The sequence below is a fragment of the Rhizobium sp. NPDC092011 genome, from assembly GCF_044756305.1.
Lineage (GTDB): Bacteria > Pseudomonadota > Alphaproteobacteria > Rhizobiales > Rhizobiaceae > Rhizobium.
The window spans coordinates 421,467-436,658 of record NZ_JBIVSO010000002.1 but is presented as its reverse complement, the minus strand read 5'-3'; the positions used below and the strand labels follow the sequence as shown (position 1 = coordinate 436,658).

The 15,192-nt window shown below is 59.8% G+C and carries 12 protein-coding genes and 1 pseudogene; 12 read left to right on the top strand and 1 reads right to left on the bottom strand.

What is annotated here, in order from left to right:
• Nucleotides 1-10: 10 nt before the first annotated feature.
• The 6 genes and pseudogenes from choW to ade all read left to right on the top strand — a co-directional run bounded on the left by choW (nt 11) and on the right by ade (nt 6,605).
• Nucleotides 11-856 carry a choline ABC transporter permease subunit gene (gene choW / locus ACIQJ2_RS10565; protein WP_400673530.1) on the top strand — a complete coding sequence of 282 codons (846 nt, stop codon included), beginning with the start codon at nt 11-13 and terminating at the stop codon, nt 854-856.
• Nucleotides 853-1,902 carry a choline ABC transporter ATP-binding protein gene (choV, locus tag ACIQJ2_RS10560; RefSeq protein WP_199142624.1) on the top strand — a complete coding sequence of 350 codons (1,050 nt, stop codon included), beginning with the start codon at nt 853-855 and terminating at the stop codon, nt 1,900-1,902. The genes choW and choV overlap by 4 nt, the downstream gene beginning before the upstream one ends.
• Nucleotides 1,903-1,938: 36 nt before the next feature.
• Nucleotides 1,939-2,424 (top strand): annotated as a pseudogene (locus ACIQJ2_RS10555) (HugZ family protein); the annotation flags it as partial.
• A gap of 375 nt (nt 2,425-2,799) precedes the next feature.
• A complete protein-coding gene (locus tag ACIQJ2_RS10550; RefSeq protein WP_199091911.1) occupies nt 2,800-3,117 on the top strand; it encodes a metalloregulator ArsR/SmtB family transcription factor in 318 nt (105 codons plus the stop codon).
• A 368-nt stretch (nt 3,118-3,485) separates the two neighbouring features.
• Nucleotides 3,486-4,814 carry an aspartate aminotransferase family protein gene (locus tag ACIQJ2_RS10545; RefSeq protein ID WP_184703075.1) on the top strand — a complete coding sequence of 443 codons (1,329 nt, stop codon included), beginning with the start codon at nt 3,486-3,488 and terminating at the stop codon, nt 4,812-4,814.
• A gap of 93 nt (nt 4,815-4,907) precedes the next feature.
• Nucleotides 4,908-6,605, top strand: a complete 1,698-nt coding sequence (gene ade, locus ACIQJ2_RS10540) for an adenine deaminase (protein WP_400673525.1) — start codon at nt 4,908-4,910, stop codon at nt 6,603-6,605.
• Here the strand turns inward: ade and ACIQJ2_RS10535 are convergent, their stop codons facing one another.
• The gene (locus ACIQJ2_RS10535) at nt 6,606-8,252 is read right to left on the bottom strand and encodes an alpha-glucosidase family protein (protein ID WP_400673522.1); all 1,647 of its coding nucleotides are present in this window, start codon (nt 8,250-8,252) and stop codon (nt 6,606-6,608) included. It abuts the gene before it with no gap.
• A gap of 295 nt (nt 8,253-8,547) precedes the next feature.
• On the opposite strand from ACIQJ2_RS10535, the gene ACIQJ2_RS10530 reads away from it, so the two are divergent.
• From ACIQJ2_RS10530 to ACIQJ2_RS10505, 6 genes are all read left to right on the top strand, one after another.
• Nucleotides 8,548-10,128: a peptide ABC transporter substrate-binding protein gene (locus tag ACIQJ2_RS10530; RefSeq protein ID WP_400673519.1), complete on the top strand. Its 1,581-nt coding sequence runs from the start codon at nt 8,548-8,550 to the stop codon at nt 10,126-10,128.
• A 48-nt stretch (nt 10,129-10,176) separates the two neighbouring features.
• Nucleotides 10,177-11,100, top strand: a complete 924-nt coding sequence (locus ACIQJ2_RS10525; RefSeq protein WP_199142634.1) for an ABC transporter permease subunit — start codon at nt 10,177-10,179, stop codon at nt 11,098-11,100.
• Nucleotides 11,097-12,014, top strand: a complete 918-nt coding sequence (locus ACIQJ2_RS10520; protein WP_199142636.1) for an ABC transporter permease subunit — start codon at nt 11,097-11,099, stop codon at nt 12,012-12,014. Before ACIQJ2_RS10525 ends, ACIQJ2_RS10520 begins: the two co-directional genes overlap by 4 nt.
• Before the next feature lies 1 nt (nt 12,015).
• A complete protein-coding gene (locus tag ACIQJ2_RS10515; RefSeq protein WP_199142638.1) occupies nt 12,016-13,011 on the top strand; it encodes an ABC transporter ATP-binding protein in 996 nt (331 codons plus the stop codon).
• Nucleotides 13,004-14,002, top strand: a complete 999-nt coding sequence (locus ACIQJ2_RS10510) for an ABC transporter ATP-binding protein (protein ID WP_400673515.1) — start codon at nt 13,004-13,006, stop codon at nt 14,000-14,002. Before ACIQJ2_RS10515 ends, ACIQJ2_RS10510 begins: the two co-directional genes overlap by 8 nt.
• A 179-nt stretch (nt 14,003-14,181) precedes the next feature.
• A complete protein-coding gene (locus tag ACIQJ2_RS10505) occupies nt 14,182-15,096 on the top strand; it encodes a sugar kinase (protein ID WP_199142648.1) in 915 nt (304 codons plus the stop codon).
• Nucleotides 15,097-15,192 lie beyond the last annotated feature (96 nt).

Sequence of the window (15,192 nt, the reverse complement as noted above, 5' to 3'; positions counted from 1 at the left end):
GGGCAAAGACGTGAACTGGTTAACCGATTACCGCCTCCCCATCGGGCCATGGGCCAAAGCCGTCGTAGACTGGCTGACGACAAACGTCACATGGTTCTTCGACGGCCTTTCCTTCATCGTCGCGCATGTGATCAACGCGTTGCTGTTTCTATTGCAAACGCCACATCCGCTGGTCGTCGTCGTCGTTTTTGCCGCCGTTGCCTACGGGATGCGCCGAAGCGTCGGGGTGACGGCCCTCACCTTCATCGGCCTCCTCATCACCATCAACCAGGGCTACTGGAAGGAAACGACCGAGACGCTGGCGCTCGTGCTGGCCTCAACCTTCGTCAGCATGCTCGTCGGCGTGCCTCTCGGCATCGCTGCCGCGCGACGCCCCTGGCTCTTCGCCTTCATGCGACCGATCCTCGACCTGATGCAAACCATTCCGACCTTCGTCTATCTGGTGCCGGCTATGATCCTGCTCGGCCTCGGCATGGTGCCCGGCCTCGTCGCGACCGTCGTCTTCGCCATTCCCGCCCCGATCCGCATGACCCGGCTCGGCATCATCTCGACGCCTCCGTCTCTCGTGGAAGCGGCGGAATCATTCGGCGCCACGCCACGGCAGGTGCTTCGCAAGGTCGAGCTGCCCTTTGCCATGCCGCAGATCATGGCCGGCCTGACGCAGACCATCATGCTGTCGCTCTCGATGGTGTCGATCGCCGCCCTCGTCGGCGCTCCGGGTCTCGGCGTCCCGGTCCTGCGCGCGCTGAATAGCGTCAATGTCGCCAAGAGTTTCGACTCCGGCGCCTGCATCGTCATTCTGGCGATCATCCTCGACCGCATGTTCCGCGCCCCTGGCGAAGGAGATCGCTCATGACCACCGCTGTCTCGTTCAAGAATGTCAGCATCATCTTCGGCGATCGTCCCGATGCCGCACTGAAACTCGTCGACGAAGGCAAATCGCGTGACGACATTGGCAAGTCCACGGGCATGGTGCTCGGCGTTGCCAATGCTTCGCTCGACATCGAAGAAGGCGAAATTCTCGTTCTCATGGGCCTCTCGGGTTCGGGCAAGTCGACCCTGCTGCGCGCCGTCAACGGCCTTGCGCCCGTCGTGCGCGGCGATGTCACCGTCAACACCAAGGGCGGCCCCGTAAACCCCTATTCCTGCAGCCCGAAGGCGTTGCGCGACCTGCGCATGCATACGGTCTCCATGGTGTTCCAGCAGTTCGCACTGCTGCCGTGGCGGACAGTTGCCGACAATGTCGGCTTCGGCCTCGAGCTCGCGGGTGTTCCCGAAGCAGAGCGCAAGAAACGGGTCGGCGAACAGCTCGAACTCGTCAATCTCACGCAATGGGCGAACCGCAAGGTCAACGAGCTTTCAGGCGGCATGCAGCAGCGTGTCGGCCTGGCGCGTGCTTTCGCCACCGGCGCGCCGATCCTGCTCATGGACGAACCGTTTTCCGCGCTTGACCCGCTGATCCGCACGCGCCTCCAGGATGAGCTGCTGGAATTCCAGCGCCGCCTGAAGCGCACCATCCTGTTCGTCAGCCATGACCTCGACGAGGCATTCCGCATCGGCAACCGCATCGCCATCATGGAGAGCGGCCACATCATCCAGTGCGGCACCCCGCAGGAGATCGTCAAGAACCCGGCCGATCAATACGTGGCCGATTTCGTGCAGCACATGAACCCGATCAGCATGCTGACGGCGCGAGACGTGATGCAGCAGGGCGTCGGACATTCCGCCAATGCCGGTTCCGTCACCGCGACGGCAACCGCCGCCACGCCGCTTATCGATATTCTCGATGCGCTCACACGCCAGCCGGGAAACATCGGCGTGGTTGACAACGGTACGATTATCGGAACGATCTCGGCGCAAGACGTGGTGGCCGGCCTGACCAGCCACCGGCGAAAGGAGTAGTCGTTCGCGACTGCTCCTCAATCCATGGAGCAGTTAATGAACGATAAACCATCGGTAATCAGGGAAACGGACGAGGACGCGCGCAAATTGGCGCGCGATCTCATGCATACGGCTCCTCACGCGGCCTTGGCGGTCATCGACCCGGAGACGGGTTTTCCTTATGTCAGCCGCGTTCTGACTGCCATGGATTCAGACGGCGCTCCCGTTATCCTCGTTTCAGGCCTTTCCGCACATACCAAGGCCTTGATGAAGGATCCGCGCGCCTCGATGCTTTTCGGCGAACCAGGCAAGGGCGATCCCCTCGCCCATCCTCGCTTGAGCGTGCGATGCAGCGCCGAACGTGTCGATCAGCAAGGCGATGCGCACCATCGCATTCGTGGTTTTTTCCTCGAACGTCACCCGAAATCCAAGCTCTATGTCGACTTCCCGGACTTCTGCTTTTTTCGGCTTGTTCCTCTCGATGCCAGCCTTAACGGCGGCTTCGGACGGGCCTACATTCTGGCCGCGCAGGACCTTATGATTCTTTAAGCTGAAAACATTTTTCCACGGCAGTAAGACCATACAATAGTGCGAGAATTAGTACCCGGACAGCCGGAGGTGGTAGCGACCATTATTGGTATGGTTCCGCGCGGCATCCCCAAAAATCGGCTTATTTATGGCCCGGAAACGATCATAAACGACCTATTTTGGGTAAATTAGTGTCCCGAAAACATTCCTCAGCGCTCTTTGCGCTGTCGTTCGGCAGTCATACATACATATCTAAAATAGCATACCCGATACCTTAAATTTAGGTATATACAATCTTTGCCCGCTCTTGGTATTGTTGCTTATCGGTTTGATACCGGCTTGGAAATAGCACAATTTCTGATGTGCGCTCCGCATTAGGAAGATCAAAACATGAAGACAATGAATTTGGCCGAGCATTCCAATGTTGCGGCAGCATTATTATCAGCAATGGCGAACCCAAAGCGTCTTTTGATCCTTTGCAGCCTTGTCAAAGGCGAAGTTCCTGTTGGCGTTTTGGCCAATCAGGTCGGCTTGAGCCAGTCGGCACTTTCTCAGCACCTTTCTAAGCTGCGCGCTCAGAAGCTGGTAAAGACGCGTCGTGATGCTCAGACGATTTACTACTCCAGCACTTCGGAATCGGTCATTCGAGTTCTCGAGACGCTGGAAGACATTTATTGCGAACCTGAAAAAAGTAGATCGGCCGCTTAAGAGCTGAAATAAGCTCCAGGTTTGCCGGCGAACGATCCTATGGGGGACACTTAATACCCGGAAGATCGACTTGCTTTCATCACCACAAGTTTGACTGCTGCGACCGGCAAATCTCCGATTTGCCGGTTTTTTCCTTTCTAGATACTTTTCCATTCCGCCTGGGCACAGTCCACTTCACGCTGAAATCAATCTAGGCGGCCGAAATGGCCGCGCAGGCGCAGCCCTTCGCGTCGGACCACCTCCCCCCCGATGCCATCTTTGTCTTGACGCCAAAAGGCCGGCTGATAATTTGACCAAGCAGTAAATATAATCGCGCGGCGCAGCGTCGCGGACGGGAAATGGCCCCCGAATGGCCATTGGAGAACAGCATGTCGGACCGTTTGAATGCCACCCCCAACGATTTGCGCGCCTTCTGGATGCCATTTACGGCAAACCGTCAGTTCAAGAAGGAGCCCAGGCTCTTCGTGGGCGCCAAGGATATGTACTATACCACCCATGACGGTCGTCAGGTGCTGGATGGAACTGCGGGACTGTGGTGCGTGAACGCAGGACACTGCCGGCCGAAGATCACCGAAGCCATTGCCCAGCAGGCCGGTGAGCTCGATTACGCTCCCGCCTTTCAGCTCGGTCATCCGAAGGCCTTCGAGCTGGCGAACCGGCTGGTCGATATCGCCCCTGAAGGGCTGGACCACGTCCTCTACACCAATTCCGGTTCTGAATCGGTCGAGACCGCCCTCAAGATCGCGCTGGCCTATCATCGCGTGAAAGGCAATGGCTCGCGCTTCCGCCTCATCGGCCGCGAACGCGGCTACCACGGCGTCAACTTCGGCGGCATCTCCGTTGGCGGCATCGTCACCAACCGCAAGATGTTCGGCACGCTGCTGACCGGCGTCGATCACATGCCGCACACCCATCTCCCCGGCAAGAATGCCTTCACGCGCGGCGAGCCCGAGCATGGCGGCGACATTGCCAGCGAGTTGGAGCGTATCGTCACCCTGCATGACGCCTCCACAATCGCTGCCGTCATCGTCGAGCCGGTTGCTGGTTCCACGGGTGTGCTCATCCCGCCGAAGGGCTACCTACAGAAGCTGCGGGAAATCTGCACCAAGCACGGCATCCTGCTGATCTTCGACGAAGTCATCACCGGCTTCGGCCGCCTCGGCACCCCCTTTGCCGCTCAATATTACGATGTGAAGCCTGATATGATCACCACGGCAAAGGGCCTGACCAATGGCGTCATCCCGATGGGCGCAGTGTTCGTCACTTCGGAGATCCATGACGCCTTCATGCAGGGACCCGAGCACATGATCGAGTTCTTCCACGGCTACACCTATTCCGGCAACCCGATCGCCTCTGCCGCAGCGCTCGCGACGCTCGACACCTACAAGGAAGAAGGCCTGCTCACACGCGCCGCCGAGCTTTCCGACTACTGGGCCGACGCCCTGCATTCGCTCAAGGATTGCCCGAATGTCATCGACATCAGAAACACCGGCCTGATTGGTGCCATCGAGCTGGACCCGATCGCCGGCGAACCGACCAAGCGCGCCTTCACGGCCTTCCTGAAGGCCTACGAGAAGGGCCTCCTGATCCGCACCACCGGCGACATCATCGCCCTCTCGCCGCCTCTGATCATCGAGAAGCATCATATCGACGAGCTGTTCGGCAAGCTCCGCGAGATCTTGCAGAATAATATCTAAAGCATAAGCTCGAAAACAACTGCGCCCCTCACGCCTCCTTTTGCTTCAGCAGAAGAGCCGGCATGAGGGGCGATCCATATGCGAGGGAAGAACATGACCACCAAACTCGAACGTTATATCGACCAGGGCGTCGGCCGCGAGCCTGCGGACATCGTGCTGAAGAACGGGCGGTTCTTTGATCTGGTCACGGGAGAGCTGGTCGCTTCGGACATCGCCATTTGCGGCGACCGCATCGTCGGTACCTGCGGCGATTATAAAGGTCGCGAAGAAATCGATATTGCCGGCCGTATCGTCGTGCCGGGCTTTATCGACACACATCTGCATATCGAATCCTCGCTGGTAACACCGCATGAATTCGATCGCTGCGTCCTGCCCTATGGCGTCACGACCGTGATCTGCGATCCGCATGAAATCGCCAATGTGCTCGGCACCGAAGGCATTCAGTATTTTCTGGATTCCTCGCTCGAAACCATCATGGATATCCGCGTTCAGCTCTCCTCCTGCGTACCGGCGACGCATCTGGAAACCTCCGGCGCCGACCTGCCGATCGAAACGCTGCTGCCATTCCGCAACCATCCGCAGGTGATCGGCCTTGCCGAGTTCATGAATTTCCCCGGCGTGGTCCACAAGGATCCCGTTTGCATAGCGAAGCTCGAAGCCTTCCAGGGCGGCCATATCGACGGCCACGCCCCGCTGCTGCGCGGCAACGACCTCAACGGCTATCTCTCTGCGGGCATCCGCACGGAACATGAATCGACGACGGCTGAGGAGGCATTGGAGAAGATCCGCAAGGGCATGCAGGTGCTGGTGCGTGAGGGGTCGGTCTCCAAGGACCTGCACGCGCTGATGCCTATCATCACCGAGCGCCTGTCGCCGCATCTCGCACTCTGTACCGACGACCGCAATCCGCTCGATATCGCCGAGCAAGGCCATCTCGACTACATGATTCGCACAGCGATCGCGCATGGTATCGAGCCGCTCGCGATCTATCGCGCCGCCTCAATCTCTGCTGCCCGCGCCTTCGGCCTGCGCGATCGCGGCCTGGTGGCACCCGGCTGGCGCGCCGATCTCGTCGTCATCGACAGCCTCGAGAACTGCAAGGCAGAGATGGTCTTCTCGGCTGGGCGCCGTGTCACGGCTGAACTCTTCGCAACCCGCAAGCCTGTCGCTCCGGTCGGCCTCGACAGCGTCAAGGCCCGCCCGATCAACGCCGCAGCATTCGGCGTACCCGCCACGGAAGGCGAAAGTTCCGTCATCGGCGTCATGCCCGGCAAGATCATTACCGAACACCGCCGTTATCGCCTGCCGACCAAGGGCAATCAAACCGATATCGATCTCGGCAATGATGTCATCAAGGTCGCCGTCATTGAGCGGCACGGCAAGAACGGCAACCACGCCAACGGCTTCGTCCAGGGTTTCGGTCTGAAGAAGGGCGCAATCGCCTCGACCGTCGGCCACGACAGCCACAATATCTGCGTGGTCGGCGTCAACGAGGACGACATGGCGCTTGCCGCCAATCGCCTGAGCGATATCAACGGCGGGTTCGTCGTTGTCGAGAACGGCGTTGTTACCGGAGAAATTGCTCTGCCTATCGCCGGCCTGATGAGCCTGGAACCTTACGAAAGCGTGCGCGATACGTTGCACCATTTGCGCCAGGCAGCCTATGCTCTCGGCGCGACGCTGGAAGAGCCCTTCCTGCAACTGGCGTTCCTGCCCCTGCCCGTCATCCCGCACCTGAAGATATCGGACAGAGGTCTGGTCGATGTCGACAAGTTCATGCTGATCGGCTGATCAGGCGAGCTTGCCGCAATAGACATCCAGTGCGGCGAGCGCCACCGTGGATCCTGCGTCGGCGGTGGTGAAGCCCGGCATGGGAATGGTCTTGCCGAGCTTGATCTCTTCCGGCAACGCGACCTTCACCGGCTTGCGGGAGAGATTGAAAACGAACAGCAGCGTCTCGTCTCCCTTGGAGCGCGTGAAGGCGAGAACATCCTCCTTGGTATTGAGGAAGGTCATGTCGCCGTCGCGCAAGGCCGCATGCGCCGCACGGAAAGCCAGCGTCTCCCGATAGTGGTGCAGCACGGAATCGTTGTCCGCTTCCTGCTTGTCGACCGCAAGCGCCGCGTGCTGGTAGGGAACCGGCAGCCATGATTTCTCGGCAGTCGTGAAGCCCGCATGAGCGCGGCTGGCTTCCCAGGGCATCGGCGTGCGGCATCCGTCACGCCCCTTGAACGCCGGCCAGAAACGAATGCCGTAGGGGTCGCGCAGATCCTCGAAGGCAAGCTCCGCCTCGGGCAGCCCAAGCTCTTCACCCTGATAAAGGCAGATCGAGCCACGCAACGTCGACAGCAGCGAGATGGCGAGCTTAGCGACGCGCGACTGCTCTTCCTCCGTCTCGGCAAAGCGGCTGACATGGCGTTGCACGTCATGGTTGGAGAATGCCCAGCAGACCCAGCCGTCGACGACATTATCCTGGAAGTCGCCGACGCAGCGGCGGAAATGCGCCGGCGTAAAATCGGGACCGAGCAGGTCGAAAGTGTAGCACATATGCAGCTTGTCGCCGCCGCTGGTATAGGCGGCTACCGTCTGCAGCGAACGTGCGCCATCGCCCACCTCGCCGACCGTCGTGCGATCGTCATATTGATCGAGCAATGCCCTGAATCGCTTGAGGAAAGCGATATTCTGCGGCTGCGTCTTGTCGTAGAGATGGTTCTGCATTCCGTAGGGATTGCTTTCGGGCGCATCGAGGCCGCCCGTAGCGACGAGCGCCGGCGGATTGTCACGCAGGTCCTTGTCGCAGAAATAATAATTCACCGTGTCGAGCCGGAAACCGTCCACGCCGCGGTCGAGCCAGAACTTCACTGCAGCCAGCACCGCATCCTGAACCTCCCGGTTGTGGAAGTTCAAGTCTGGCTGCGACGTCAGGAAATTGTGCTGGTAATATTGCCGACGCACACCGTCCCATTCCCAGCCGGGGCCGCCGAAGATCGATAACCAGTTGTTCGGCGCCGTGCCGTCCGGCTTCGGATCGGCCCAGACGTACCAATCCGCTTTGGGATTGTCGCGGCTTGCCCGGCTTTCGACAAACCACGGATGCCGATCCGAAGTGTGCGAGATGACCTGGTCGATGATTACCTTCAGCCCCAGTTCGTGCGCTGCTGACATCATCTCATCGAAATCGGCAAGCGTGCCGAAAATCGGATCCACATCGCAATAATCGGCAACATCGTAGCCCATATCGGCCATCGGCGAGGTGAAGAACGGCGCCAGCCAGATCGCATCGACCCCGAGTGCGGCAATATGAGGCAGACGCCGGGTAATCCCCTTGACATCGCCAAGCCCATTGGCGTCCGTATCCTGAAACGACCGCGGATAGACCTGATAGATCACCGCACCGCGCCACCAATCGGCTCCTGCCGTCTTCTTCGTCGATTTCATCAAAACCGCCTCGATATCGCACAAGACCTCTCAGTTTGCACACTCGGGCGCAGGCAGCAAGCCGCAATCGGCCGGTAGGCGAATGCTACTAGGAGGATGTGTAAATTCGGGCTATCAATTTTAGAGAATTATCAACATGGAAGTTCGCACCGACATCAAGTCCGTCTCTTTTGGGCTTGAAAGCGACGCGGCTTCGGATAACTTCCGCGACTGACCTGCACGTACAGGTCACCTATGGGATCAAAAATACCCCTGTAAAATCAGGGATAATAACTCCAAAAAGGTGGGAAAACGCATGACTCATTTCGCCAGAAAATTCCTAGCGACGGCACTCGTCAGCACAGTATTGAGCTTCTCCGCACATGCCGCGACCCTCAATATCCACAACGGCGGCGACCCGACTTCGCTCGACCCGCAAAAGATTTCCGGCGACTGGGAAAATCGTATCGACGGCGACATTTTCGAAGGTCTTGTGACCGAAGATCCCAAGGACGGCCCCATACCGGGCCAAGCTGCGAGCTGGACTATTTCCGCCGACCAGAAGGTCTACACCTTCAAGCTGCGTGACGGTATCAAATGGTCCGACGGCCAGCCGGTAACGGCTCAGGATTTCGTCTTCGCTTTTCAGCGCCTGATGGATCCGAAGACCGCAGCCCAATACGCCTACCTGCAATACACGATCCACAACGCGGAAAAGATCAACAAGGGCGAGATCAAGGATCTGACCCAACTCGGCGTCAAGGCGATCGACGACAAGACGCTTGAGATTACTCTCGAAAACCCGACCCCCTACTTCCTCAACGCGCTGATGCACTACACGGCCTATCCGCTGCCGAAGCATGTCGTGGAAGCAAAGGGCGACCAGTGGGTCAAGATCGGCAACATCGTCACCAACGGCCCGTACAAGCCGGTCGAGTGGGTGCCCGGCTCACATGTCACCAACGTCAAGAACGATCAGTACTATGACGCCAAGGATGTGAAGATCGACAAGGTAAACTTCTACACGCTGGAAGATCAAGCCGCCGCCCTGAAGCGATATCGCGCCGGCGAATTCGATATCCTGACCTCGTTCCCCGCCGATCAGTACGAATGGATCCAGAAGAACCTTCCCGGTCAGGCGCATGTGGTGCCGTTCCTTGGCACCTACTACTACGTCATGAATGCCACGAAGCCGCCTTTCAACGACAAGCGCGTCCGCCAGGCCCTTTCCATGGCCGTCAACCGCGAAGTGATCGGCCCGAAGATCCTCGGCACCGGTGAATTGCCGATGTATTCCTGGGTGCCGCCGGGCACGGCCAATTATGGCGAGCCGGCCTATGTCAGCTGGAAGGACGAACCCTACAAGCAGAAGGTCGAAGAGGCCAAGAAACTGCTGAAGGACGCAGGTTTCGGCCCGGATCACCCGCTGAAGGCGCAGCTGCGCTATAATACCAACGACAACCACAAGCGCATTGCAGTCGCAATCGCCGCGATGTGGAAGCCGCTGGGCGTCGACATCGAACTCTACAACACCGAAACCAAGGTGCATTACGATGAAATGCAGCGTGGCGAGGTGCAGATCGGCCGTGCCGGCTGGCTGGCCGACTACAACGACCCCATCAACTTCCTGAACCTGCTGTCCACCGGCGTCGAGATGAATTACGGTCGCTGGAGCAACAAGGATTACGATGCGCTGATCAAGCAGGGCAACGAAGAGACTGACCTGAAGAAGCGCGCCGAAATCTACAAGAAGGCCGAGCAGCTGGCGCTGGACGACAGCGCTGCGATCCCGATCTACTACTACGTTTCCCAGAACATCGTCGCCCCGAAGGTAGAGGGCTTCGTCGATAATATTCAAGACATCCACCGCACTCGCTGGCTGTCGATCAAAGAATAATTGGGAACAGGCCCCTCCCGGTCTATTCGGGAGGGGCCGTTTAAAACCATGTTCCGCTACGCTCTCCGTCGTCTGCTGTCGACAATCCCCGTTCTGTGGATTGCCGTGACAGTGTGCTTTTTCATTTTGCGCCTCGCTCCCGGCGGCCCATTCGATGGCGAAAGGCCATTGCCGCCGGAAGTCAAAGCCAACCTTGCGGCTCACTACAACCTCGACAAGCCCCTGGTTGAGCAATATCTGATCTATGTCGGCGACGTTATGAAGGGCGACCTTGGCCCCTCTTTCGCCAATCAGGATTTCACCGTCACCCAGCAAATCATGTCCGGCTTCCCCTACACGCTGACCATCGGCGGCTCCGCCTTCGTGCTCGCCACCATTGTCGGCGTGTTCATAGGCTGTCTTGGGGCGCTCTATCAGAACCGAGCGGCCGACTATTGGCTGGGCGGTGGCCTTCTCATCGGCCTGGTCATGCCGAGCTTTCTCATCGCACCGATCCTTCAGCTCATATTCGGCAATACGCTCGGCTGGCTGCCGGTCGGCGGGTGGGGTGACGGTTCGATCAGGTTCCTGATCCTGCCCATCATCGTCCTGACGCTGCCGCATGCGGCACGCATCTCGCGTCTGATGCGTGGCTCGATGATCGAGGTGATGAGCCAGAACTTCATCCGCACAGCAAAGGCCAAGGGTATCGGCCCACGGCTGACGATCATGCGGCACGCCTTGAAGCCGGCCATGATGCCTGTCGTCTCCTATCTCGGACCGGCGGCAAGCTATCTGCTCACCGGTTCGCTCGTCGTCGAAAGCATCTTCGGCCTTCCCGGCGTCGGCCGCTACTTCGTCGGTGCCGCCCTTAATCGCGATTACGGCATGGTCCTCGGCACCGTCATTTTCTACATGGTGCTGATCGTGATCCTCAACCTGCTGGTCGACATCGCCTATGCCTGGCTCGACCCGAAAGTGAGAATGCGATGATCCTCAATTCCGCCAAAAGAGAATTGCTGGAAGCAGAGTTGCTTTCGGCAGAAGGTCTTGCACCCAAAGGGCGCTCCCTCACCGGCGATGCGATGCGTCGTCTCCTGCGCAACAAGGCGGCAGCACTTTCGCTGATCGTCCTGACGATACTGGTCTTGGTGGCCATATTCGGCCCCTATTTCCTACCCTTCAACTATGAGGATCCAGACTGGAATTCCTTCCGAGGCGCCCCGGATTTTGCGGCTGGGCACTATTTCGGCACCGACGGCAACGGTCGCGACCTGCTGTCGCGCACGCTCTACGGCACGCGGGTCTCGCTGACCGTCGCGCTCGTGGCAACGCTGGTTTCCGTTATCATCGGCGTGCTCTACGGCGCCGTGTCGGGCTATTTCGGTGGTCGCGTCGATGCGATCATGATGCGCTTCGTCGATATCATGTACGCATTGCCCTACGTCCTCTTCGTCATCCTGCTGATGGTGATCTTCGGCCGTAACGTCTATCTGCTGTTTGCGGCGATCGGCGCGCTCGAATGGCTGACCATGGCGCGTATCGTCCGCGGTCAGACCTTGTCGATCAAGCAGCGAGAGTTCATCGAGGCGGCCCGTGCCTCGGGACAACGATCGTTCAAGATCATCCTCAAACATATCGTACCGAACCTCGTGGGACCGGTGGTCATCTATGCGACGCTGACCATTCCTGAAATCATCGCCACGGAGAGCTTCCTCTCCTACCTCGGTTTCGGTGTGCAGGAGCCGCTGACATCGCTCGGCACCCTGATCGCCGAAGGCTCGGCAGGTATGGAAACGACCCCATGGCTGCTGTTCTTTCCCGCCGGTTTCCTGGTCGCGCTGCTGATGAGCCTGCTCTTCATCGGCGATGGCCTGCGCGACGCTTTCGACCCGAAGGATCGCTGACATGACAGACACCCTTCTCGAACTCAAAGACTACTCCATCACCTTCCGCACGCCGGAAGGCGAAGTTGCCGCCGTTTCGAAGATGAACCTGAAGGTCGGACGCGGCGAGCGCATCGCCATCGTCGGCGAATCCGGTTCCGGCAAAAGCCAGACCTTCCTCGGACTGATGGGCCTGCTCGCCAAGAACGGCCGCACCAGCGGCCAGGCCCTGCTCGACGGCAAGGACCTGCTGACGCTGAAGCCGCGCGAACTCGACCATGTGCGCGGCAAGGACATGGCCATGGTCTTCCAGGACCCCATGACCGCGCTCAATCCGTCACTGCGCATATCCAGGCAGTTGACGGAACAGCTTGAGGTCCATGGCGGCCTCACGGCGCGGGCGGCATCAGCTGCGGCACTGGACATGCTGAAGCGCGTCGGGATTCCCGACCCGACACGCCGATTCAACCTCTATCCGCACGAGCTTTCGGGCGGCATGCGCCAGCGCATCGTCATTGCCATGGCGTTGCTCACCAAGCCGAAACTCCTCATCGCCGACGAGCCGACGACGGCGCTCGACGTGACGATCCAGGCGCAAATTCTGGATCTTTTCAACGAGTTGACGGCGGAAATGCACACCGCACTCGTCATGATCACACATGATCTCGGGGTCGTTGCCGGCCTCGCCGACCGCGTCGCCGTCATGTATGCGGGCCGCATCGTCGAGGAAGCTCCGGTCGACGAATTGTTCGAGGATCCGGCGCATCCCTACACGGCAGCGCTTCATGCCTCGATCCCGCGGCCGGATCAGGATGTCGACGATCTCGCCGTTATTCCCGGTCGACCGCCGAACCTGATGCACCTGCCGCGCGGCTGTTCCTTCTCGCCGCGCTGCGCACATGTGGAAGACGACTGCCTGGACGCAGCACCGCCGCTCGACCGGCTTGCGGCCCAGCGCTGTGCCGCCTGCTTCCACCCCCTTTCGGCTAATCAGGAACGGAGCCTCGTCCATGGCTGAACAAACGCTTCTAAAGGTCGAACACCTGACCACGGAATTCGAGCTGCCGGCGAAATCCTTTTTCAAGCCGCCGCTGATCCTGACCGCGGTGAACGATGTCAGCTTCGAGCTGAAGACCGGGCGCACGCTCGGCATCGTCGGCGAATCCGGTTGCGGCAAGTCGACCCTCGGCCGCTCCATCCTGCGGCTGATCAAGGCGCAGAAGGGCCGCATCATGTGGCAGGGCGGCAACCTGCTCGACCTCTCCGATGAGGAAATGCGTACCGCGCGACGCGACATGCAGATCATCTTCCAGGATCCGATCGCCTCGCTCGATCCGCGCATGACCGTCGGCGACATCATCGCCGAGCCGCTCATCGTCTTCGAGCCAAAACTGAGCCGCGCGCAGCGGCAGGATCGCGTGCGCGAGATCATGGCGGCGGTAGGCCTCGTTCCCGAGATGATCAATCGTTATCCGCACGAGTTCTCGGGCGGGCAAGCGCAGCGCATCGGCATTGCGCGAGCGGTCATCACCCGGCCGAAGCTGATCATCTGCGACGAGCCGGTCTCGGCTCTCGACGTCTCGATCCAGGGGCAGGTCATCACGCTCCTGCGCCGGCTGCGCAAGGAGTTCGGCCTGACGCTGATCTTCATCAGCCATGACCTCTCGGTGGTGCGCCTGATCTCGGACGACGTGCTGGTGCTCTATCTCGGCAAGGTGGTGGAAGCTGGCGATGCGGCCACGGTGTTCGATCATCCGGCCCATCCCTATACGCAGGCATTGTTCTCCGCCGCTCCGATTCCGGATCCGAAACTGGCGCGCGGCCGCGAGCGCATCCGTCTGCAGGGAGACCCGCCCTCGCCGCTCAACCCGCCCTCGGGTTGCGTATTCTCGCCCCGCTGTTGGAAGGCGACGGATATCTGCCGCACGAAGATGCCGCCGACCCAGCAGGTGCGCCCCGGCCAAACGGCGGCCTGCTACCATATGGACGGGCCGTCGAGCAGTTCTTAAAAAATGCGCGGCGGTTTTCCGTCCGCGATTGCGAAAGACAAGGAGAGAGCGGTTCGGAGATTCCGTAAGGAGGTGAGCTGCTTTCGAGCTTGAAAAGTGGGCGGCGGCAGGCGCTGCCCACCTTGCCCAAGTTGTTGCTTGCGCGTATGCAGCAGCAAGGCAAAGTGCAGGAGGAAGACTTGGGCGGACGTTTTCTATCGATCGGCGAATGCATGGTGGAACTGTCGCAGGCCGATGACGGGCACCTGCGCAAAGGCTTCGCTGGCGACACTTTCAACACAGCCTGGTACGCCCGCGCCTGCCTGCCTTCCGATTGGTCTATTGATTATTTCACCGCACTCGGCGATGACGCCATGTCCGATGAGATGGCCGCTTTCATGGGTGCGGCAGGCATCGGCACCGCCAGCATCCGCAGGCTTCGCGGCAAGACGCCCGGCCTCTACATGATCAATTTGAAAGATGGCGAGCGCTCTTTCAGCTATTGGCGCGACAGCTCCGCCGCCCGTCAGCTTGCGGCCGACGGCGACGCCTTGCGCACCGCGATCGAAGCCTCCGACGTGCTTTATTTTTCGGGCATTACGCTGGCGATCCTGCCGCGTGAAGACGCCTATACGCTGCTGGCCGAGCTTCGCCGCGCCAAGGCAATCGGCAAGCTCGTCGCCTTCGATCCCAATCTGCGCCCGCGCCTCTGGTCCAGTCTCGACGCCATGCATACCTTGATTGCCGATGGTGCCCGCGCCTCGACGCTGGCCATGCCCAGCTTCGATGACGAAGCTGCGCATTTCGGCGATGATTCCATCTCCAGCACCATCCGCCGCTACCATCAGTACGGAACCAATATGGTCGTCGTCAAGAACGGGCCCGAAGGCGCGACGATCGGATCTGGCTCCGAGGAAACGCTGGTCCCCGCCACCAAGGTCAGCAAGGTTGTCGACACCACCAGCGCTGGCGACAGCTTCAACGGCGGATTTCTCGCCCACTATCTGCAACACGGCGATCCCATCGCCGCTGCGGCCTTTGCCGCCGAAATCGCCGCAAAAGTCATTCAGGAACATGGCGCGCTCGTCTCGCCAAAGAAGCTGAAGATCGCCTGATCGGGCAGTAATATTTCCATCATGGACACCCGCCACAATAGAGTGGGCGCGGGAATCATGTTCGAAGCACCGCAATCGCTGGAGCCGGATGATTTT

Bases quoted from the DNA above. Each gene is read 5' to 3' on its own strand.
- choV (WP_199142624.1), top strand. From the start codon at position 853: ATGACCACCGCTGTCTCGTTCAAGAATGTCAGCATCATCTTCGGCGAT.
- ACIQJ2_RS10550 (WP_199091911.1), top strand. From the start codon at position 2,800: ATGAAGACAATGAATTTGGCCGAGCATTCCAATGTTGCGGCAGCATTA.
- ACIQJ2_RS10545 (WP_184703075.1), top strand. From the start codon at position 3,486: ATGTCGGACCGTTTGAATGCCACCCCCAACGATTTGCGCGCCTTCTGG.
- ade (WP_400673525.1), top strand. From the start codon at position 4,908: ATGACCACCAAACTCGAACGTTATATCGACCAGGGCGTCGGCCGCGAG.
- ACIQJ2_RS10535 (WP_400673522.1), bottom strand. From the start codon at position 8,252: ATGAAATCGACGAAGAAGACGGCAGGAGCCGATTGGTGGCGCGGTGCG.
- ACIQJ2_RS10530 (WP_400673519.1), top strand. From the start codon at position 8,548: ATGACTCATTTCGCCAGAAAATTCCTAGCGACGGCACTCGTCAGCACA.
- ACIQJ2_RS10525 (WP_199142634.1), top strand. From the start codon at position 10,177: ATGTTCCGCTACGCTCTCCGTCGTCTGCTGTCGACAATCCCCGTTCTG.
- ACIQJ2_RS10520 (WP_199142636.1), top strand. From the start codon at position 11,097: ATGATCCTCAATTCCGCCAAAAGAGAATTGCTGGAAGCAGAGTTGCTT.
- ACIQJ2_RS10515 (WP_199142638.1), top strand. From the start codon at position 12,016: ATGACAGACACCCTTCTCGAACTCAAAGACTACTCCATCACCTTCCGC.
- ACIQJ2_RS10510 (WP_400673515.1), top strand. From the start codon at position 13,004: ATGGCTGAACAAACGCTTCTAAAGGTCGAACACCTGACCACGGAATTC.